Below are 19,901 nucleotides of genomic sequence, written 5' to 3' on the forward strand. Positions count from 1 at the left end.
AATCGCACTGACTACCGGTTGACCGCCCGCTGACCGGAATTTGCCAACTTGCCGCTCTTGCAAGGCCGTTGCTAGGTTCTGGGCGGCCCGGCCCGACGCCGTGGTCCGGGTGGTGGCCGAATGGGGGGGGAAGGCAGCCATGCGCATCGTGCTCGCCGAGGACCAGTTCTTGTTGCGCGAGGGTCTGATCCGGCTGCTGGAACCGCACGGTTTCGAGGTCGTCTCGGTCGTCGGCAGCGGCCCGGAGCTGGTCCGGGCGCTGGACGTGGAACGCCCCGACCTGGTCCTCGCGGACATCCGGATGCCGCCGACCCACACCGACGAGGGGCTGCGCGCGGTGCTGGAGGCCCGCCGCCGCCACATCGGCCAGCCGTCACTGCTGCTGTCGCAGTACGTCGACCAGCTCTACGCGCGGGAGTTGCTCGCGGACGGCGAGGGCGGCGTGGGCTATCTGCTCAAGGACCGGGTCTTCGACGCCACGCAGTTCGTCTCGGCGCTGCGCCAGGTGGCCGGCGGGGGCACGGTGATGGACCCGGACGTGGTCACCGCGATGATGTCCGGCAGCGGGCGGGACGAGAAGGTCACGCGCCTGACCGACCGGGAACGCGACGTCCTGCACGGCATGGCCGAGGGCCGGTCCAATGCCGCGATCGCCGCCCTGCTCGTCATCACGGAGAAGGCGGTCACCAAACACATCGGCAACATCATGCAGAAACTGGATCTGCCGCCGTCCAAGGACGACAACCGCCGGGTGCTGGCCGTCCTGACCTATCTCAACCATTCCTGACCGCGGCGGTCACCCCGTGGCCCGACCGGCGCGCAGCCCCGGGAAGAGGTTGAGGTGCTGGATGTTGCGGGTGCCTTCCATGAACTCGACGCCCCGTGCGTCCCGCGCCAGTTTGTCCAGCAGCGGATGGCTCGCCCGGGCGGCCGGCGCCAGCAGCTCGCAGCCGGCCAGCGTCACCTCCTCTGCCAGGGCGCAGGCCCGCGCCTTGGCGGCCGAGGCGAGGTGCCCGTCGCCGGTGGCGTCCACCTCCGCGGCGGCCCGGAGCACCAGGGACCGGGTGGCCTCGATCCGGTGGCCCAGCTCCTCGATGCGGTCCCGGGCGGCACCCCGGGCGGCCGGCCGCTGCTCGACGACGTAGGCGTGGGCCGCGCCGGCGATGCCGAGGGCCAGCGCCGCCACCCCGGGGCGCAGCCGGTTGAACACCTGGACGCAGGCCCACATGCCGCGGCGGACCGGCGACAGGTGCCGGCCGAGCACCCGCTCGGGCTCGACGGGGAGGTCGTCGAGAGTGACCGCGCCCAGTTGCGCGCCGCGCAGTCCGAGCGTGTCCAGCGGCTCGGCCCGGTAGCCGGCGCACCCGGTGTCCACCAGGACGGCGGTCACGCCGAGCGGCCCGCTGCCGGTGCGGGCGAAGACCACGGCGAGCTGGGCACGGGCGGCGTTGCCCACATAGCGTTTGCGGCCGCTCAGGACGAGCCGGCCGTCGGCGCCGGGGCGCAGCGTGGTCTCCATCGCCGAGGCGTCGGAACCGTGGCCGGGCTCGGTCAACGCGAAGCAGGTCCAGGTGGGTTCGCCCACGATCCGGGTGTAGTACTCCGCGCGCTGCGCCGGGTCGGCCAGCTTGTCCACCAGCACGCCCGACATCGACGGCCCGGGCGCGGCGAGGGTCAGCCCCGCGTCGCCGCGCGCCAGTTCCTCCAGCACCACGACGTGTTCCACCGCGCCGGTGCCCTCGAAGGCGTACGGGCCCACCCGCAGCGGCCGGCCGCCGTACTCGCGCGGTGTGCCGTAGGTGCTGAGGTGGCGGACCCCGGGCAGGTCAAGGTAGCGGTGGACGGCGTCCGGGTCCCGGTCGAGCTCCGGTGCGGCGGCGCGGAACTGGTCGCCCCACTCGCGGGCCCGGTCGCGCAGCGCGGCCAGCCGTGCGTCACCGTTCACCGTTCCTCCTCCGCCGGAAGGTAGACATCGGCCAGCAGTTCCGAGACCTCGGCGACGCCGCCGGGGCCCGTGCGCAGGAATCCGTGGGCACCCAGCAGCCGCAGCCACGCCCGGTCGGTGCGGGTGATCTGGGAGTGCAGGTGCCGCAGCCGCGCGGTCGTCGCGCCGGCCGGGGCGAGCGAGGCGGCGTGTGCCGTCAGCTCCAGCTCCCCGGCGTACGCCTCCGCGGCCTGGGCCTTGACCAGTTGGTGCATGAGGATCGTGCCGTCCCCGCTGGCGCGTTCGCCCAGCCGGGCCAGAGTGGCGGTGCGGAGTCCGGCGGTGAGTCCGAGCCGGATCCAGAGCAGGGCCGGCGGATCGGGCGGGGCGGGCGGGGCGGCGTCCGGTACCCGCCGTACCAGGATCACGGGTCCGGCGGGCGGCGGGTAGTGGCGCAGCACCCGGCCGTCCACCGGGCCCGCGGGCTCCGGCAGGACGGCGTGGCCGGCGGCGCCGCCGTCCAGGGCGTGCGGGCCGTGCCGGGCCAGCAGGGCGCGCAGGGCCGCCGCGGGTCCCTCGTCCCGGGCCGCGGCGTACAGCCGCTGGTGGCCGGGCGGGGCGCTCACGCCGGTCGCGGCGCTCATGCGGCCACCGGGCCGATGCGGCAGACCGACAGGTCACCGAGGGACCGGTCGTACTCGGCGAGCAGCACCGGGGCGTCGTCCGGGGCCGGGCGCAGGCGGGCCAGCGCGCCGAACAACGCGGTGCACGGCCATCCCCGCGGGGTGTGCCGGAGCACGGAGTGCGGGATCCGCGGCTGCCACCGCTCCCCCACCCCGGCGCCGACCAGGATCGTGGAGGCGCCGTCGGCCGCGAGTTCCGCCGCGAGGGCGTCGAGGGTGCGCGGCACCTCCTTCGCGGGGACGCCCGACCGCTGGCGCACCCGGAGCGCGTCCGGGGCGCCGTCCGGCGCCGGCTCGACGACCAGCGCCACCGCGGCGTCGCCCGCCACCCGCCGGTCCGGTGGCAGCGGAACGTCGTACGGCAGGTCCGACTGGTCGAAGGCGAACGCCAGCACCCGCCGGAGGCGGTGGCGGAGCACGCTGGAGCGGGCCAGCGCCAGCATGGTGAAGGGCGCCGAGACGCCGGTGTCGGTGATCCCGAAGAGCCGGGGCCGGCCGGGCAGGCGGGCGGCCAGCGTGGGCCCGGTGAGCGTCAGGGGCGTGAGGTCGGGCGTCGCGTAGGCCAGCAACAGCAGGTCGACGGGGTGGTCCTGGGCGCCGAGCGGGTCCAGCAGGGCGACCGCCATCTCCTCGAAGGTGGACCCGGTGACGGTCGGCCGGATGCCGTCCCGCAGGGGCACACCGGCCACCGCGGCGACCTCGGCGTGGTACCGGTCGTCGTCGGCGGCGCCGGGGCGGGTGGCCCCGGCCGGGAAGCGGCGGTGTGCCATCGCGGACACCGTCAGGGCGAGCGTCACCGCTGCGCTCTCAGCTCGCCCGTGAGGTGGTCGGCCAGCGAGCCGACGGTGGCGAAGTGGCTCATCTCCAGGTTCTCCGTGTCGAACTCGCAGTCCAGCAGCTCCTCCAGGGCGAGCAGCAGGTCGAGCACGCCGGTGGAGTCGAGGCCGAGTTCGTCGAAGAGCCTGGTGCCGGGCTCCAGGCCGGTCAGCTCGCGCTGGAGGACGTCGCCGAGGGCTTCGGTGACGGCGGCGGTGACCCGGTCCTGCTCGGTCGTGGGCTGCTGGATGGTCGCTTCGGTCATGTCCGTGTCCTTCGGTAGGGGGCCGGCCCGGGTGCCGGGCCTAGGCGGTGGGGAGCGAGTCGAGCGGGGAGCGCACGGCGGACGAGGCGGGGTCGTACAGGTGCTGGCGGGCCAGCAGGTCCCTGGGGGTGTCGGCGTCCCGGACGAGGTGCGCCCGCCCGCGGTGGACCAGCACCTCGGCGGGGTGGCCGTGGGAGAGGAAGAACACCGGTGAGGCGCTCGGGCCGTACGCGCCGGACCGCCGCACGCCGAGGAGGTCACCGGTCCGCAGCGGCGGCAGCGGCACCTTCTTGCCGAGGGTGTCGTTGGGCGTGCACAGGGGTCCGGTGATGTTCCACGGTTCGGTGGCGCCGGTGCCGGGCCGGTTGAGCAGTTCGATGGGGAAGTTCCGCTTGACGAACGACCCGATGCCCACGGCGGCCATGTGGTGGTTGGTGCCGCCGTCGGCGACCGCGAAGTTCTCCCCGGCCGAGGTCTTGGTGTAGCCGACCCGGACCACGTACGTCCCGCTCTCGGCCACCAGGTAGCGCCCGAGTTCCATGATCAGCCGGGTGTCGGGGTGGGCCTCGGCGAAGGCGTCCAGGACCGGGTTGACGCCGGCGGCCAGGCGCGCCAGGTCCAGGTCGCGCTCGCCGTCGAAGTAGGCGACGCCGAGGCCGCCGCCGACGTCGACCGTCTCCAGGGGGAAGCCGTGGTGCGCCGCGACGCGTTCGGCGAGGTCGAGGATGCGCTCGGTGTTGAGCACGACGGCCTCCTCGCTGAGGATGCGGGTGCCCATGTACACCTGCACGCCCATCAGCCGCACGTGTGCCAGTCCCTTGCCCAGCGGTTCGGACCCCAGCAGCTGTTCCTCGTCGATGCCGAACTGGCGGGGTTTGCCGCCCATGGTGAGCCCCGAACCCTTCACGGTGAAGCTCGGGTTGACGCGCAGCGCGACCGGAGCGGTCAGGCCGAGTTCGCCGGCCAGCTCCTCGATCGCCGCCAGTTCCTGGAAGGACTCGCAGATGACCGCGTACACGCCCTGGCGGAGGCAGGCGCCGAGTTCCTCGCGGCTCTTCCCGGGGCCGAGGAAGACGATGTCGCGGGCGGCCGCCCCGGCCGCCCGCGCGGTGAGCAGCTCGGTCAGCGAGGAGACCTCGGCCCGGGCGCCGTGCGCGTGCAGCAGGGCGCAGACGGAGACGTTCGGGTTGGCCTTGAGCGAGTAGAAGATCTCCAGCCGGGGGTGGAGCAGCTCGCGGAGGGCGTCCATGCGGCCGGTCAGGCGGTCGCCGTCGTAGAGGTACAGCGGGGTGCCGAACCGCTCGGCGAGGGAGGTGATCCCCAGGTTCTGCACGGTGAACTCAGCGGGCATCGGCGGGCTCCTCGGTAAGGGTGGCCAGTTGCTCCGAGACGGCCTCGTCCAGCGCGGGGAGCCGTTCGGGGGCGCCGACCAGCAGTCCGTACAGCCGCCCCTGGTAGGGCCCGGAGCCGGCGCCGGCGTTGACGGTGGCGAAGTTGTTGACGACCAGGCCCTCCTCGCCCGGCGACCGCAGCAGCAGGCCGTCCAGCAGCCGGCGCACGGCGGCGAACGGCAGCTCCCGGCGCAGCCGGAGGGGGTAGTGGCGGGCGAGTGCCGACTGTCCCGGGGCGAGCACCCGTTCCTGGAGCCGGACCTGGTAGGTCGACATGTTGTTGCGGGCGTTGATCTCGATCACCGGGAAGACGCCGCCGTCGGTGTCCACGATCGCGTCGATGCCGGCCACGCCGAAGAAGCCGTCGGACGCCAGCTGCTTGCCGAGCAGCCGGGCGGCGTGCCGGATGTCATCGAGCTGACGTGTCGTCAGGTCGGGTGGGAAGCGGTGGCCCTTGTGCACCCCGCCCTCGGTGAGGGCCTCCTTGACGAAGTCCAGCCGCACGGCGCCGTCCCGGCCCACGGTGATCTGGTAGTTGAGGTCCCGGTCCTTGGCCACCCTCTCCTCGATCACGAAGGCGGCGCGGTCGGAGCCGGCGGCGCGGGCGGCCCGGGTGATCATGGTGTGCAGGCGGTCGAGCCGACGCCGGCTGTCGACGACCGCGATGCCCTTGCCGGAGACGCCGAACGCCTCCTTGACCATCAAGGTGACGCCCTGCTCGCACAGTTCGGCGGCGTGCGCCATCGCCGCGTCGAGTGCGTCGAGGGTCTCGCAGGCCCAGCCGCGCGGCTGCCGCAGCCCGGCCGCGTCCGCGGCGCGCCGGCTGTAGACCTTGCTGTTGACCGCCTTGCACAGCGGCGCCGGCGGGGCGGCCAGCGGGAGCCGGGACCGGGTGGCGAGTTCCTCCTCCAGGGCGGAGACGCCGTGCGGGGCCAGCAGCGCGCCCCGGTCCGCCAGTTCGCCGAGGGTGGCGATCAGCGCGTCGTCCGCCAGGGCGTCCCGGGTGACCATGTGGTCGGGCCGCTGGCCGGCCACCACGTGCACGGTGGGCAGGGCCAGCCCCAGTCGGCGCAGGTGGTCGAGGTAGTCCTCGTCGGGCCGGGTCTTGAGGACGACGTGGTCGTCGGCGCCGCCCAGCAGCAGCGCGAACTCCTCCATGCGGTTGACCACGGCGCTGTTCCCCGCCGACGAGAGCCGGGGCAGTCCGGTCTCGCCGCGGGCCCACTCCTCCTCGACCTCGAAGTTGCCCAGGAACACCAGGGACGCGCCCGGGTCACCGGCCACCGCGGTCTTCAGCCGCCGGCTGAAGTTCTCCTCCACCGCTTCTCCGTCCTCCCCGTACACCCGGGGTGCTCAGTGCTCCACGACCATCGCGGCGAAGCACGCCCCGAGCCCGACGGCCACCATCAGGTAGTGGTCACCGGGGCGGAGTCTGCCCAGCTCGCAGGCCGTGACGTAGTTGACGAACGGGTCGGCCCCGAAGCAGTGCCCGGTGCGCGGGACGTTGTCCAGGAGCACCCGTTCGGTGCGGGTGCCCAGCCGGTCCGCGAGCTTCGTCCACGCGACCCGGTTCACGTTGTGCGGCAGCACCAGGGCGATCTCGTCCATGGTCCGCCCGGCGGCGTCGACCGCCTCGCCGATGACCTCGGTGAGGACGTCGGCGTACATCCCGCGGAAGGCCCGGGCGGCCTCCGGCGTCATCACCATCTTCGGGTGGCCGGTGGACACGGTCCGGGTGGCGAAGCCGCGGACCCGGTCCCTGGTCCCGGACGCCGCCACCAGTACCGCGGCGGTCGCCTCGCCGGTGGTGCCCACCCCGGGCACGAACTGGGTCTCCCGGGTCAGCGCCTTCTCCCCGGTCAGGATCAGCGCCAGCGCCTCGGGGTCGCCCTCCTCCTCCAGCAGCATCCCCGCGACCTCCACCGCCAGCAGGCCGGAGGCGCAGGCGTGCTCGGTCAGCGCGAAGGTGCGGGCGTGCCGCAGACCGGCCTCGCGCCGGATCTCCTGGAGCACGCTGTGCGGATACGGCGACGGCGCGCGCAAGGTCCTGGCGCGTATCAGGAAACGCACCCGCTCTTCCGCGCCCCGCAGCGACGGCAGTTTCTCCAGGGCGGAGAGGAGCAACTCCTTCTCCGTGACCTCCTCGTCCCAGCAGATCCGGGAAAGTCCGAACCCCCGGATGTAGCGGCGCAGTTCCGCGTCCGTCAGTCCCAGGTCGTGCTGGCGCTCCGCGAGGGAAACCGGTGACGGCCAGTGCGTGGATACCTCGGCTATTGAGGTCACAGCCCGCCGACTCCTTTCGAGCCCGACTGTCCCCGAATTGGGTGCGGGGAACGGCGCCCAAAGTAATCGCGCCGATTGACGAGGCACTGACTGAGCACTGACCACGCCGATCAACGGCCGGTGGTATTCCGGGTGATCGTCCGGCACCCCTGCCGTGCCGGACCCATTTCGAGCCACCCCGCGCCTTTTCCCTCCGTGGGACGGGGAAAGGCCGCGGCCAAGGAGAATCCATCCTTCCGCAACCTCCCCGCCGTGCGGGGCGCCGGCGCTCCCGCCCGGGCCCCGCCCGGGTCCGTCGCCCCCGCCTTCCCCGGCCCCGGACGGACCGGTCCGTCCCGTCACCCCCGGCGGCGGCCGCCCCGGGATTTTCCGTAAGGGGAAGGCAAAAGCACCTCTCTCGCGATATCACTGACCAGTACGGCGTGTGTTAGCTTGGCGTGGCCGAAAAGCATGGACCCACGCTCAGCACGTAGTACGCGCACGGTGATGGTCAGCAGCTCAGGCCCAGGGGGGACCAGCTCATGCAGCAATGCCGGACCGTTGTCCAGTGGGGAATCTCCCGGAGGCTCGCTCGTTCGCGAGCCTGACCTCATCGCCCCTCGCACGGAATTCTCCCGTCCGTTTTTCCGGGGGAAGTAGTGGTTCTTGGTCGCATGCCCCGCGCATGCGCCGTTCTGCACCCGCAACGACCAGGCGAGAACACGCGTTTGCGCCCGTCCGGCGACACCGAAGTGAGTACAGGGGGAAGACGCCGCATGCCGAGTACAGGGAGTAGGCGCCGAACGCTGACCACCGGGAGAAGAAGAATGGAAGACAGATGGCTCCGCACATCCTGAACGGGGACAACATGGACACGGGCGAGGTGTCGGTCGGATTACTGGGCCCCTTACAGGTCGCCCATCGGGGGAGGTCCTACGGCGTCGGGCCGAACCGCGCCCGGGCCCTGCTCGCCGTGCTCGCCCTCTCCGCCGGAGAGGTCGTCTCCATCGACTTCCTCATCGACGAACTCCTCACCGACCGGCCCTGGAAGAACCCGAAGAACGCGCTGCAGGCCGGGGTCCACCGCCTGCGCGACGCCCTGGAACGGATCACCGGGACGCCGGGCACCCTGATGGTGCGCACCTCGGCCAACGGCTACCTGCTGGACGTCCCGCCGGCCCGGGTCGACACCCACCGCTTCGACACGCTCGCCGCCCAGGGTGCGGCCCTGCTCCCGCACGCGCCCGACGAGGCCGTCGCCGTACTGGAGGAGGCGCTCGCCCTGTGGCGCGGGGACGCGCTGCTCGACGTGCTGGGCGGCCTGCGCTGTCAGAACCAGATGAGCCGGCTGGCCAGTCAGCGCCTGAGCACCCTTGAGGACCTCTACGAGGCCAAGCTGCTCAGCGGCGGCTACCGCGTGGTGAACGGGCTGGAGCAGCTCGCCCTGGAACACCCCGAACGCGAGCGCCTGACGGAGCTGCTGATGGTCGCGCTCTACCGTTCCGGGCGGCAGCAGGAGGCCCTCGCCACCTTCCAGCGGGTCCGCTCCTGGCTGCAGGACGAACTCGGCGTGGAACCGGGCCGGAAGCTGCGGAGCCTGCAGCGGGCGATCCTCACCCAGGACGTGGCCATCGACGCGCGCCTGCCCCAGACATCGGTCACGTGACGTACCGTCAAACTGTCTTCACTACAAGGGACTTGGCCGGCGGATGACGCGGCGTCGTCAGGGGGGCGGCCGGCGTCGCCCGACCGCCTCTCAGCCGTCGTCGAGAGGGTGCTCCAGGAACCGCTGCTCGACCCGCGCCGAGCGGCCGCACACCGCCAGCGCCCCGGCGTAGCCGGGTCCCGGCTCCAGGTCGAACAGGGCGAACGGCCCGGCCGCGTACGGTCCCCGCCACTCCACGAGCGCCGCCGAACGGCCCGGGCCGGACACCGTGATGTCGCGTTTGGGCACGACGATGCCCAGGCCGACCGCCTTCAGCAGCGCCTCCTTCCGCGTCCAGTACACCGCGTAGGCCCGGTCCCGCCGATGGTCGGGGAGCGCCTGGAAGGCGCGGTACTCGTCCTCGGCCAGCACCCGCGGGGCCAGCCGCCGCACGGACCGGCCGGGGACCGGCTCGACGTCCACCCCGGGCTCCGCGCCCTCGGTGACGGCGAGTACCACCCGGCCACCGGCGTGGGCGAGCGAGAAGCGCACCCCGGCACCGGGCACGAACGGCTTGCCGTGCGGGCCGCCGCAGTGCCGGCACCGGCGGTGCAACGGCACCCGCCGCGGCGGCGTCCCGGTGATCCGGCCGATCACCGTCCTGATCAGCGCCCGTCCGGTCGTCAGACGGGCCCGGTCCGCCGCCTGGTGCAGCCGTTCGCGGCGGGCCCGCTCGTCCGCGTCGAGCAGGGCCCGGGTCGCCGGATCGTCGACCGCCGGGGACCACCACACCCGGCACACGGGGGCTTCGGCCACGGCCCGGTTCACCCCTGCCGGTCGACGGCCTGCCGGCCGGTCAGGCCGAGGAACACGTCGTCCAGCGACGGGCGCCGCCGCGCGAAGTCGACCACCTCGATCCCGGCCTCGTGGAGCGCCGACGCGGCGGCGGCGATGCCGGCGAGCCCGTCGTCGAGCTGCCACCCGAGCACGCCGCGCTGCGCGTCCTGTGTCAGTTCGCCGGTCACCACCGTGCGCAGGGTCCGGCGGGCCGCGGCCAGGCCCGCCGCGTCGGCGAGGGTGATCTCCAGCCGCTCCTGGCCGACCTTGCGCTTGAGCGCGTCGGCGGTGCCCTCGGCCACCACCACGCCGTCCGCGATCACCGAGATGTGGTCGGCCAGTTGGTCGGCCTCCTCCAGGTACTGCGTGGTCAGCAGGACGGTGACGCCCTGCGCCACGAGTTCCCTGACCACCTCCCACAGGGCGATCCGGCTGGCCGGGTCGAGGCCGGTGCTGGGTTCGTCGAGGAAGATGACCTCCGGGTGGCCCACCAGGGTGCTGGCCAGGTCCAGGCGCCGGCGCATACCGCCGGAGTAGGTGCCGAGCGCCCGCCCGGCCGCGGCGCCGAGGCCGAAGCGTTCCAGCAGTTCCCCGGCCCGGGCCCGGGCGTCCCGGCGGCCCATCCCGAGCAGCCGCCCGAGCAGCGTCAGGTTCTCCCAGCCGGTCAACTGCTCGTCCACCGCGGCGTATTGGCCGGACAGCCCGATCCGGCGCCGCACCTGCCGGGCCTCGCCCGCCACGTCGTACCCGGCGACCCGGACGGTGCCGGCGTCGTGCCGCACGAGGGTGCTGAGCACGCGCACGGTGGTGGTCTTCCCCGCGCCGTTGGGACCGAGGAGCCCCAGTACGGTGCCGGCCGGCACCCGCAGGTCCACCCCGCGCAGCACCTCGACGTCCTTGTAGCTCTTGCGCAGCCCCTCGACCTCGATGGCCGCCGTCGTGTCCGGCACGTCGTCAGGCTCCCCGGGAACCGAGGCGGGCGGGGTCCAGGTCCGTCCAGTGCTCCTCCACGTAACCGGCGGCCTCCTGCCGGGTCACCGAGGAGAGCACCGGCCGCCAGCCCTCCGGGACCTCGGCGAACGCCGGCCAGAAGCTGTGCTGGTTCTCGTCGTTGACCAGCACGTGGAAGGTGCCTTCTGCGTCGTCGAACGGGTTACTCATGAGCCGCCCCTCGTTCTCTCGCCTGCCGGCGTGGTCCTCCTCACTATGCTCAAGCGCGCTGACGCGGGACTGACGAACGGCTGAGCACGGCCGTCGGTCCGCTCACCGGGTACGCGGGCCGGGTCCGCCCGGAGAACAGCCGGTCGGGGCGCGTCGCGGTGGGCCGGCCCGTGATCCGTCCGAGGAAGCCCGCCGGGCCGCCGCCCGACTCCCCGCAATCGCCGTACTCCCCGCGCCAGGCGCACCAGGCGGGCAGGGCGACCATGCCGACGAGCAGTTCGACGGCGACGGCGGAGACCGCGGCCACCACGGCCGCCGACCGCATCGGGGCCAGCGGCCCGTCACCCGGGAGGCACCCGGCCGCCATCAGGACGGCGGCCACCGGGGCGAGGGGGAACCCGGCGCGGCAGCAGCCGTCCTGGGCGGCGGCGCCGGCCGGCATGCCCAGGCGCCGGTTCTCCCGGATCCGTCCCGCCGCCCGGACGTACCGGGGCAGGGCGAGCGCCGACAGCACCAGCCAACCGGCCACCGGTGCCCACCGGTCCGCCGGTGCGCCCTGACCGACCGGTGCGACGAGCGCGGGCGCCGACTCGCCGAGCACCGCCCACGTCACGGAGAACAGCAGGGCCTGGGAGAGGACGACCAGCGGACCGAGAACCCAGGAGCGCAGGGCGAGCGCGGCGCCGGCCGCGGTGAGGGCCAGCAGGACCGCTCCCCCGGCCGACCAGGGCCACGGCGGCCCGGCGGCCGCGTGGGGCAACGCCCCGGCGAGGACGGCGAACACACCGGCGGTGAGGCCGAGGGCGGCCGGCGCGCGGTCCGTCACCCGGCCGATCACCGCACGGCGCAGCCGGGACACCCGGGAGGACCCGGCCCGGCGGGACGGGCGGCGCGGGGCGGCACGGCGGGACTGTTCGCCGAGCACGACGACGGCGGGCACCGCGACGGTCACCGTCACCGTCGCCACCACGGCCACCACCGCCGTCCCGACCGCGACGCCGGGCGGCACCGGCGCTCCGGTCACCGCGAGCCCGGCCGCGGTCAGCAGCACCAGTGCGGCGCAGCGCACCACGGCCCGCCCGGAGGTGCCGGCCGCGATGGTGAGCGCCGCGGTGGGACGGTATCCGCGGGCGGTCTCCTCCCGGTACCGGCGGATGTGGGCGGGGACCAGGTCCAGGCCCAGCACCAGGCCGACCAGGGCCACCACCGCGGCGGCCGGGGCGCCGCCCGGCGTCACCAGACAGCCGAGCGCCGCCAGTCCCCCGCCCCAGCCGAGCGTCGCCAGGTGCCGCGGGCGCGCACCGCCGGCGGTGGCGAGGGCACCGGTGACCAGGGCCAGCAGCGCCACCGGGGGCCCGAACCTGCCGGCCACCCCGAACGGCCGGACCAGGGTGCCGAAGGAGACCGCCAGACCGATGACGACCAGCCAGCCGCGGACCGCCCGTGCCGGATCCCCCGCGGCCCACCGCGCCGCACGGACGGATCCCCGCCAAGGTAACGCCATGTGCATGCCACCCTTCCCTCGGGCCGGCGGGGAGCACCCCCCGCGGTACGCAGGGGCCGCTCCCCGCGGCGCGACCGTCACATCGTCGCCGCTCGGTCGTCGGTCGGGTCGGCGATGTCGCAGGGGATCTCGAAGGCCACCGTGGTGGGTCCGCCGTCGGGGCTGGTGATCGCGAGGGGGCCGTCGAAGACCGCCAGCCGGCGCTCGACCCCCTTCAGACCGTTGCCCTTCCTCAGGTCGGCCCCGCCCCCGCCGTTGTCGTGCACCGCGACGCGCAGCGCACCGTCGGCGTGCCGGATGTCGACGTGCGCCTCACGGGCCCCCGCGTGCTTGGTGACGTTGGCGAGGAGTTCGGCGATGGAGAAGTACGCGGCGGACTCGACCGGTTCCGGCAGCCGTCCCGGCAGGGAACCGGCGACCTGGATCTTCAGCGGGATGCCGAGGGCGAGGGTGCGCACCGCGTCGACCAGCCCGCGGTCGGCGAGCACCGGCGGGTGGACGCCGTTGACCAGGTCCCTGATCTCGTTGAGCGTCTTGGTGGAATCCTGCTTGGCCGCCAGGAGCAGGGCGCGCGCCGCCTGCGGGTTCTCCTCCAGCAGGGACTCGGCCGCCGAGAGCGTCATGCCGAGGGCGACCAGCCGCACCTGCGCCCCGTCGTGCAGGTCCCGTTCGATGCGGCGGATCTCCCCGGCCTGCATGCGCATCGCGTCCGACCGTGAGTGCGTCAGGTGGTCGACGCGGGCCGATAACACCGTCCGGGAGGTGCCGAGTACGGCACGCACCCAGCGGCCGTGCAGCGGCAGCATCAGCCGGGGCAGGTACCGCAGCGAGACCACGATCTCCACCACGCCCAGGGCGGCCGCCCCGATCGCCGCGGGCAGGCTCGCGACCGGCAGGAAGAGGAACCAGGTGTTGTCCCAACTCGCCACCACCGGCTGCCAGATGAACGGCAGGATCAGCCCGAACAGTCCGTGCGCCAGGGCCACCGCGGGCAGCAGCGCCAGCACCGGCCCGATGCAGGGGTTGATCAGCAGCCAGAGCAGATCACGCCAGGTGGCCGGATCGCCGATCATCCGGTGCACCCGGCGCAGGCCCGACAGCCGGGCCTGAACCGGCGGTTCGGGCGCGTACGGCTCGGGCACCCGCACCCCCGTCCACCCCAGCGCGAGCCTGCGCTGGAGCCGCGCGTCGGCGCGCACGGTGTCCAACGCCCCCGGCAGCAGCGGGATCCCGACGCCGACGCAGGCCAGACAGACCACGAGGGTGACCCAGACCAGGAGCAGGGCCTCGGTCAGCGCCAGTCCGGTCAGCACCACGCCTCGCCCTAACAGGGCGGCGGACCCGCCCCATCCGGGCCGCGGGCCCGCCTCGGCAGCAAGCTCGTTCATCGTCGCCTCGTTTCCTGTCAGCGGTAGGAGGATCAAGCATCCCCTGAGGCACACCGCGGACACAGGGGAGCTAACTCCCCTCTTTCGGCACCTCTTCCGGCACCTCTTACGCTTCCGGATCTCCGTTCGACGCCGGCCGGCCCCCGGACGGTCAGGGCGCCTGTCCGTCGTTCCGGTCGGCGGACCCGTCGTTCCGGTCGGCGGACCCGTCGTAGCCGCTGGTCCCCGCGTCGAGGAGCGGCATGCGGCCCTGACCGGCGGCCCGGGAGAGCCAGCGCAGGGAGTGGTAGCCGGTCAGCACGATGAGCGTCCCGAGGGCGATGCCGCCGAGTTCGAAGTGCTCGGTGAACTTCAGCGAGACGCCGCCGATGGCGATGATGACGCCGGTTGCCGCGGGGATGAGGTTCAGCGGCACCGTGAAGTCCACCCCGTTCCGGATCCAGATCTGGGCGCCCAGCAGGCCGATCATGCCGTAGAGGATGACCGTGATGCCGCCCAGCACCCCGCCGGGGATCGCGACCACCACGGCGCCGAACTTCGGGCAGAGGCCGAACAGCACCGCGAAGGCCGCGGCCGCGGAATAGGCCGCGGTGGAATAGACCCGGGTGGCCGCCATCACGCCGATGTTCTCGGCGTACGTCGTGGTGGCGGGGCCGCCGACCGCGGTGGAGAGAACGGTGGCCGTGCCGTCGGCGACGATGGCCATGCCCATCTTGTCCTCGAGGGGGTCGCCGGTCATTTCCCCGACCGCCTTGACGTGTCCGGCATTCTCCGCGACCAGTGCCACCAGGACGGGCAGCGCCACGAGAATTGCGGAGGCCGAGAAATTCGGGGCGTGGAAGGTCGGGAGGCCGATCCAGTCGGCCTTCTGCACACCGGAGAAATCAATGCGCCAGTGATCGGTCACCTTCCCCGCGCCGTTCGCGGAATGAATCATTCCCGCGGTGCGGTCGAGAACCCAGGACAGGACGTATCCGAAAACCAGGCCCAGGAAAATGGCAATGCGCGACCAGAACCCCCGCAGGACGACGAGGGCGAGACCAGTGAACAGCATGGTCGCCAGAGCCGTCCATTGATCCTGCGGCCAATACGTGGACGCCGTCACCGGGGCGAGATTGAAGCCGATGAGCATCACGACCGCGCCGGTCACCACGGGCGGCAGCACCGCGTGGATCACCCGGGCGCCGAGGAGGTGAATGACGATTCCGCAGCCCGCCAGACAGGCACCCACCACGAGCATCGCGCCCGTCAGCGTGCCGGCGTTTCCGCCCTGACCGGCGATCACGGCGGACACCCCGACGAAGGAGAGCGACGAACCCAGGTAGCTCGGAATGCGTCCGCGGGTCATCACCAGGAAGAGCACCGTGGCCACGCCCGACGCCATGAGGGCGAGGCCGGGGTCCAGCCCCATGAGCACGGGTGCGACGAAACACGCGCCGATCATCGAGACGACGTGCTGGGCGCCGAGCGCGATGGTGCGGCCCCAGGTCAGGCGCTCGTCGGGCCGGACCACCTCCCCCGGCTTCAGGTGCCGCCCGTCCCCGTGAAGCTTCCACCCGAAGCCGGCCATGATCACTCTCCACTTCCGCGACGCCCTGCACGTCACAGAGCCGAGGTGATTCATAGTCGAACGGCTGCGTCAGGACAAACCGCGTCTGCCGACCGGGCCACCGCTGCCGGGCGAGGGGACCTCGCCGCACGGCGAGGACCGGGGGGAAGAACGCCCCCGGGAGCCGCGCTGCGCCGTACCACGAGGTCCCCGGGCACCCCGGGCCTCAGCGGCCGTACTTCTTGACCGCCTGGTAGTAGGTCCAGGCCAGCGCCTTGCAGGAGGCCTTGCGGGCGCCCGAGTAGCCCCCGCAGACCCGCTTCAGGTCCTCGTAGAGCGCCTTGTCCAGTCGCGCCTTGTTCGCCTTGAAGGTGCCCATCCGCTTGTAGTTGCGATAGCCGAAGTCATGGCGCGCACAGCGGAGGTGGAAGGGAAAGCCGAGGGGGTTGTCGGGCGACTTGGAGCAGTAATCCGTGTTCCAGTCGAAGCGGTAGGCGGACCATTTCGACCGGTGGTCCCGGGCGGCGGACCACTGCGTGTAGCTGGCCGCGCTGGTCTGGGTCCAGTTCGCCAGTACCCGGGACTTGTCGGCGGGCACGGCCGGCGCGGCCGGGGCGGGGGCGGCTGCGGTCAGCAGCGCCGCTATCGCCAGGAGCGGGGCGGTGAGTACTGCGGAACGTCTTCGGGACATGCGCCAACCTCCGGAATTCTGCACCACGTTCACCGCGGCGCTTCCTGGATCGCGAAAGATATGGGTTTCTCAAAGGCCGTTGCCGCTCTTGTGGCTCTCCGGAGAGCCACAAGAGGGCGCGCCGATTATTACCCCGTTCCGGTCAACGCCGCCCGGGAAACGCGGATATCCGCAAGGCAGCTGCCACGCTGGGCGGATGACGACGATTCAGGAATCCGGCGAACCGGGGCGGATCGGCTCCGCGGCGCCCCGCCAGGCGCCGCCCGGCGACGTGGCCGGGGTGCTGGCGCGGATGCGGGCGCTGGACGCGGCGCTGCCCGACGGGGACGGGGTGGCCGTCTTCAACGGTGTGTACCTGACCGTCACCGAGGCGGTGGCGCGGCGCCTCGGTGACGGCGGTTTCCGGGACCCGGCGGCCGCCGGGGAGCTCGACGTCCGGTTCGCCCGGCGCTACTTCGCCGCGGTGGACGCCGCGGCCGCCGGGCTGCGGCCACCGGCCTGCTGGCGTCCGCTCCTCCAGCTGCGCCGCCACCCCGATGTCCACCCGCTGCAGTTCGCCCTGGCCGGGATCAACGCGCACATCGGCCACGACCTCGCGCTCGCCGTGCTGGACACCTGCCGGGCGCTGGAGTGCGAACCGGCGGCCTTGGAGGGCGACTTCGACCGGGTGGGCGGAGTGCTGACGAGCCTGGAGGAGCGGATCCGCGAGCAGCTGATGCCCGGCCCCGACCTGCTCGACATCGCCGATCCGCTGACCCATCTGATCGGATCCTGGAGCCTGGACAAGGCCCGGGACGGCGCCTGGGTGGCGGCCCGGGCCCTGTGGGGCGTGCGCCGGCTGCCGGAGGTGGCGGAGGAGTTCACCGAGCGGCTGGACGCCGGCGTCGGCCTGGTGGGCCGGATGCTGCTGACCCCGCTGCCCGGCTGACCCCGCCCGCCGTCCCCCTGGTCAACGCCTGTGAACTCCCTTGCCTGGAAGGTAGGTTGACGGTGCAGAGGGACAGCGGAACGGAACGACGCGACACCTGACACCCCCACGAAGGAGTGCGCTGCATGGCCATCCGACTCGGTCTGAGCCTTCCGCAGATGCGGCAGTACGACATCGGACGGGACGTGCCCGACGTGGCCCGGGCCGCGGAGGAGACCGGCTACGAGAGCCTGTGGGTCTTCGAGCGGATCCTGTTCCCGGAGCCCGCCACCCAGGGCCTGTACAACATCCCGGGGCTGCCCTGGCCCGAGCAGTACCGCTCGGTCGCCGACCCGCTGGTGACGCTGGCCCTGGCCGCGGGCGCCACCCGGCGGGCCCGGCTGGGCACGAGCGTGCTGATCGCCCCGCTGCACGTGCCGTTCCAGCTGGCCCGCGGGCTGGCCTCGCTGGACGCGGCGAGCGGCGGCCGGGTGGTCGCGGGCCTGGGGACCGGCTGGTCGCTGGACGAGTACGCGGCCGCCGCGGTCGCCCCGTTCGAGAAGCGCGGAAAGGTCCTCGACGAGCTGATCGACGTCTGCCGCGCGGTGTGGGGCCCGGACCCGGTGGCGTACGACGGCGAGCTGACCACCATCGCCCCGTCCGAGGTCGGGCCCAAGCCGAAGGGGCCGCTGCCGATCCTGCTGCCCGCCAACAGCCCGCGGGCGCTGCGCCGGCTGGTGGACCGGGCGGACGGCTGGATGCCGGTCGGCATGGGCGCGGAGCAGCTCGCCGGGCAGTGGAAGCGGCTGCAGGAGGTGGCCGCCGAACGGGGCCGCAAGGAGCCGGTGCAGAGCGTGCTGCGGGTGAACACCACGCACACCGGCGCTCCGTACGAGGGCCCGGACCGCAGGCCGTTCCAGGGCAGCGTGGCGCAGATCGTGGAGGACCTGGCCGCGCACGCCGCGGTGGGCGTGGAGGAGATCCTGATCGATCTGCAGGGCCACGCCCGGGACGCCGAGGAGCTCAAGGACCTCGCGGCGGAGGTCTACGCGGCTGCGCGGGCGGCCGGGGTCTGACCGGCCGCCCGCGCGGGCTCGTGGCGGGGGAAGCCCCCGGGGGAGGAACCGGGGGTCAGTCCTCCGGCAGTTCGACCGGGGCGATCTCGTCGTAGACGTCGCCCGGGCCCGGGTTGGTGGCGTCGGTCGTGCCGCCGAGGTGGTGCATCACGCCCCACACCGCGTTCAGCGCGGTCTGGATCGCGCCCTCGGCCCAGCCGGCGGTCCAGGAGATGTCGTCGCCGGCGAGGAAGATGCCGCGCTTGTCCTCGGGGAGGCGGTCCTGCATGAAGTGGGTGAACAGCCGCCGCTGGTAGCGGTAGTGGCCGGGCAGGTTGGCCTTGAACGCGCCCATGAAGTAGGGCTCGTTCTCCCAGGAGACGGTGACCGGGTTGCCGATGATGTGCTTGCGGATGTCGACCTTCGGGTAGATCTCGCCGAGCGACTTCAGCATGACCTCCATCCGCTCGTTGGCGTCCAGCGGCAGCCACTTGAGGCTGTCGTCACACCAGGTGTACGAGAGGCAGATGACGGCCGGCTGGTCCGGGCCGTTGTCCAGCAGGTAGGTCCCGCGGGTCATCCGGTCGGTCAGCGTCATGGACATCACGTCGCGGCCGGTGTCCTCGTCCTTGTCCAGCCAGAACGGCCGGTCGACGGGGACGAAGAGCTTGGACGACTCCATGTAGTGGGTGCGCTCGATCGCCGTCCAGTGGTCGATCGGGAACAGCTCGTCGTCACAGGCGATCTTGGAGAGCAGCATCCACGACTGGGCGGTGAAGACGACCGCCTTGTAGGAGCGGATGTCGCCGGAGGCGTCGGTGACGGTGACGCGGTTGCCGGCGGTGCGGTGCAGCCGGGTCACGGCCGGGCGCGGCGTGCCGTCGTGCAGGGTGGACAGCGAGGTGCCCGGCGCCCAGTGCACGATCTTGGCCGGCTCGCGCTCCCAGAGGCGCAGCGGCAGCTGCTGGGAGCCGCCGACGATGCCGCGGTGGTGGTCGTCGGCCTCGGTGTAGACGACGCGCAGGATCTCCAGGATGGAGTTCGGGAAGTCGGTGTCCCAGCCGCCGGTGCCGAAGCCGACCTGACCGAAGATCTCGCGGTGGCGGAAGGACTTGAAGGCGTCGGAGTCGCAGAGGAAGCCGTAGAAGGTCTGGTTGTCGAGCTTCTCGACGAGCTTCGCCCAGATCTCGCGGATGCGCGGCACGTCGCGCTCGCGCATGGCCTGGTTCATGTCGGAGAAGTCGGCGCCCTCGTCCAGGCAGGCGTTCCACGCCTCGGCGACCTGGCGGTAGACCGGGGGCAGGTCGTCCAGGGTCTCGGCGTAGTGCGACTCGCCCTTGAGGTCGACGACGGTCGACGGGGTCGACTCGGCCAGCGGGTTGGGGAACGGCTTGGTGGTCAGGCCCACCAGGTCGATGTAGTGCTGCAGCGCCGTCGAGGACGGCGGGAACCGCATCGCGCCCAGCTCGCAGTTCAGGCTCTCGTCGCAGCCGTCGAAGCCGACGGTCCGCAGCCGCCCGCCGATCTGGTCCGCCTCGTAGACGACGGGCTTGAGGCCCATCTTCATCAGCTCGTAGGCGGTGACGATGCCGGAGAGGCCGCCGCCGATGATCGCGACCTCGGTGCCGTGCTCGGTCGCCGGTATCTGGCCGAGGCCCGCCGGGTGGGCGAGGAAGTCGTCGTACGCGTACGGGAAGTCCGGGCCGAACATGGTGATCGGCGGCTGCGCTTCGGTGTGCGGGACGGCGGGGGGCACCGTGGACGTCATGGGGTACGGACTCCTTGCAGGGAAAAGCTGACGATGCGGCGTGGGCGGGGCGGTG

General features: G+C 73.0%; 19 protein-coding genes. 4 read left to right on the top strand and 15 right to left on the bottom strand.

All coding sequences use genetic code 11. From position 1 onward, the window contains the following. The first annotated feature begins 139 nt into the window (after nucleotides 1-139). Nucleotides 140-787, top strand: a complete 648-nt coding sequence (locus tag V2J85_RS11225; RefSeq protein ID WP_261952618.1) for a response regulator transcription factor — start codon at nucleotides 140-142, stop codon at nucleotides 785-787. A 9-nt stretch (nucleotides 788-796) separates the two neighbouring features. Here V2J85_RS11225 and V2J85_RS11230 read toward each other — a convergent pair whose 3' ends face one another. Genes V2J85_RS11230 through V2J85_RS11260 form a run of 7 tightly spaced genes read right to left on the bottom strand, consistent with a single transcriptional unit; the run spans nucleotide 797 to nucleotide 7,362 of the window. Continuing rightward, nucleotides 797-1,945: an acyl-CoA dehydrogenase family protein gene (locus tag V2J85_RS11230; protein WP_330821510.1), complete on the bottom strand. Its 1,149-nt coding sequence runs from the start codon at nucleotides 1,943-1,945 to the stop codon at nucleotides 797-799. Continuing rightward, a complete protein-coding gene (locus tag V2J85_RS11235; protein WP_330821511.1) occupies nucleotides 1,942-2,568 on the bottom strand; it encodes a hypothetical protein in 627 nt (208 codons plus the stop codon). Before V2J85_RS11235 ends, V2J85_RS11230 begins: the two co-directional genes overlap by 4 nt. After that, nucleotides 2,565-3,404, bottom strand: coding sequence for a hypothetical protein (locus V2J85_RS11240; RefSeq protein WP_330821512.1), 840 nt, complete (start codon nucleotides 3,402-3,404; stop codon nucleotides 2,565-2,567). Before V2J85_RS11240 ends, V2J85_RS11235 begins: the two co-directional genes overlap by 4 nt. Next, nucleotides 3,401-3,688, bottom strand: coding sequence for a phosphopantetheine-binding protein (locus V2J85_RS11245; protein WP_261952614.1), 288 nt, complete (start codon nucleotides 3,686-3,688; stop codon nucleotides 3,401-3,403). The genes V2J85_RS11240 and V2J85_RS11245 overlap by 4 nt, the downstream gene beginning before the upstream one ends. A gap of 40 nt (nucleotides 3,689-3,728) precedes the next feature. Further along, nucleotides 3,729-5,039 (bottom strand): type III PLP-dependent enzyme, encoded by a 1,311-nt coding sequence (locus tag V2J85_RS11250; protein WP_330821513.1) that lies wholly within the window; start codon nucleotides 5,037-5,039, stop codon nucleotides 3,729-3,731. Further along, nucleotides 5,029-6,399: a preATP grasp domain-containing protein gene (locus tag V2J85_RS11255; protein WP_330821514.1), complete on the bottom strand. Its 1,371-nt coding sequence runs from the start codon at nucleotides 6,397-6,399 to the stop codon at nucleotides 5,029-5,031. Before V2J85_RS11255 ends, V2J85_RS11250 begins: the two co-directional genes overlap by 11 nt. Nucleotides 6,400-6,432: 33 nt before the next feature. Next, nucleotides 6,433-7,362 carry a 3-oxoacyl-[acyl-carrier-protein] synthase III C-terminal domain-containing protein gene (locus V2J85_RS11260; RefSeq protein WP_261952611.1) on the bottom strand — a complete coding sequence of 310 codons (930 nt, stop codon included), beginning with the start codon at nucleotides 7,360-7,362 and terminating at the stop codon, nucleotides 6,433-6,435. An 817-nt stretch (nucleotides 7,363-8,179) separates the two neighbouring features. Between V2J85_RS11260 and V2J85_RS11265 the strand changes: the two genes are divergently transcribed. Then, on the top strand, nucleotides 8,180-9,007 hold the full coding sequence (locus tag V2J85_RS11265; RefSeq protein ID WP_330821515.1) for an AfsR/SARP family transcriptional regulator: 828 nt from the start codon (nucleotides 8,180-8,182) through the stop codon (nucleotides 9,005-9,007). Between the two features lie 90 nt (nucleotides 9,008-9,097). On the opposite strand, the gene V2J85_RS11270 is transcribed toward V2J85_RS11265, so the two are convergent. The 7 genes from V2J85_RS11270 to V2J85_RS11300 form a co-directional block, all read right to left on the bottom strand. Further along, the gene (locus V2J85_RS11270; RefSeq protein WP_330821516.1) at nucleotides 9,098-9,802 is read right to left on the bottom strand and encodes a 4'-phosphopantetheinyl transferase family protein; all 705 of its coding nucleotides are present in this window, start codon (nucleotides 9,800-9,802) and stop codon (nucleotides 9,098-9,100) included. 8 nt (nucleotides 9,803-9,810) lie between these two features. Further along, nucleotides 9,811-10,773, bottom strand: a complete 963-nt coding sequence (locus V2J85_RS11275; RefSeq protein WP_261952608.1) for an ATP-binding cassette domain-containing protein — start codon at nucleotides 10,771-10,773, stop codon at nucleotides 9,811-9,813. A gap of 4 nt (nucleotides 10,774-10,777) precedes the next feature. After that, nucleotides 10,778-10,984: an MbtH family protein gene (locus V2J85_RS11280; RefSeq protein ID WP_261952607.1), complete on the bottom strand. Its 207-nt coding sequence runs from the start codon at nucleotides 10,982-10,984 to the stop codon at nucleotides 10,778-10,780. Nucleotides 10,985-11,033: 49 nt separating this feature from the next. Further along, nucleotides 11,034-12,488 (bottom strand): MMPL family transporter, encoded by a 1,455-nt coding sequence (locus V2J85_RS11285; protein ID WP_330821517.1) that lies wholly within the window; start codon nucleotides 12,486-12,488, stop codon nucleotides 11,034-11,036. A 77-nt stretch (nucleotides 12,489-12,565) separates the two neighbouring features. Next, entirely contained in the window at nucleotides 12,566-13,876 is a 1,311-nt protein-coding gene (locus tag V2J85_RS11290) for a sensor histidine kinase (RefSeq protein WP_261952605.1), read from the bottom strand. A 151-nt stretch (nucleotides 13,877-14,027) separates the two neighbouring features. Further along, on the bottom strand, nucleotides 14,028-15,446 hold the full coding sequence (locus V2J85_RS11295) for a uracil-xanthine permease family protein (RefSeq protein WP_330821518.1): 1,419 nt from the start codon (nucleotides 15,444-15,446) through the stop codon (nucleotides 14,028-14,030). Nucleotides 15,447-15,651: 205 nt separating this feature from the next. Continuing rightward, nucleotides 15,652-16,116, bottom strand: coding sequence for a phospholipase (locus V2J85_RS11300; RefSeq protein ID WP_261952603.1), 465 nt, complete (start codon nucleotides 16,114-16,116; stop codon nucleotides 15,652-15,654). A 196-nt stretch (nucleotides 16,117-16,312) separates the two neighbouring features. Here V2J85_RS11300 and V2J85_RS11305 point away from each other — a divergent pair, with 196 nt between their 5' ends. After that, a complete protein-coding gene (locus V2J85_RS11305) occupies nucleotides 16,313-17,044 on the top strand; it encodes a DUF5995 family protein (protein ID WP_261952602.1) in 732 nt (243 codons plus the stop codon). A gap of 125 nt (nucleotides 17,045-17,169) precedes the next feature. Continuing rightward, a complete protein-coding gene (locus tag V2J85_RS11310) occupies nucleotides 17,170-18,099 on the top strand; it encodes an LLM class F420-dependent oxidoreductase (RefSeq protein WP_261952601.1) in 930 nt (309 codons plus the stop codon). 55 nt (nucleotides 18,100-18,154) lie between these two features. On the opposite strand, the gene V2J85_RS11315 is transcribed toward V2J85_RS11310, so the two are convergent. Then, nucleotides 18,155-19,846: a flavin monoamine oxidase family protein gene (locus V2J85_RS11315; RefSeq protein WP_261952600.1), complete on the bottom strand. Its 1,692-nt coding sequence runs from the start codon at nucleotides 19,844-19,846 to the stop codon at nucleotides 18,155-18,157. Nucleotides 19,847-19,901 lie beyond the last annotated feature (55 nt).

Origin of the sequence: Streptomyces bugieae, from assembly GCF_036352915.1 — a bacterium.
GTDB lineage: Bacteria > Actinomycetota > Actinomycetes > Streptomycetales > Streptomycetaceae > Streptomyces > Streptomyces endophytica.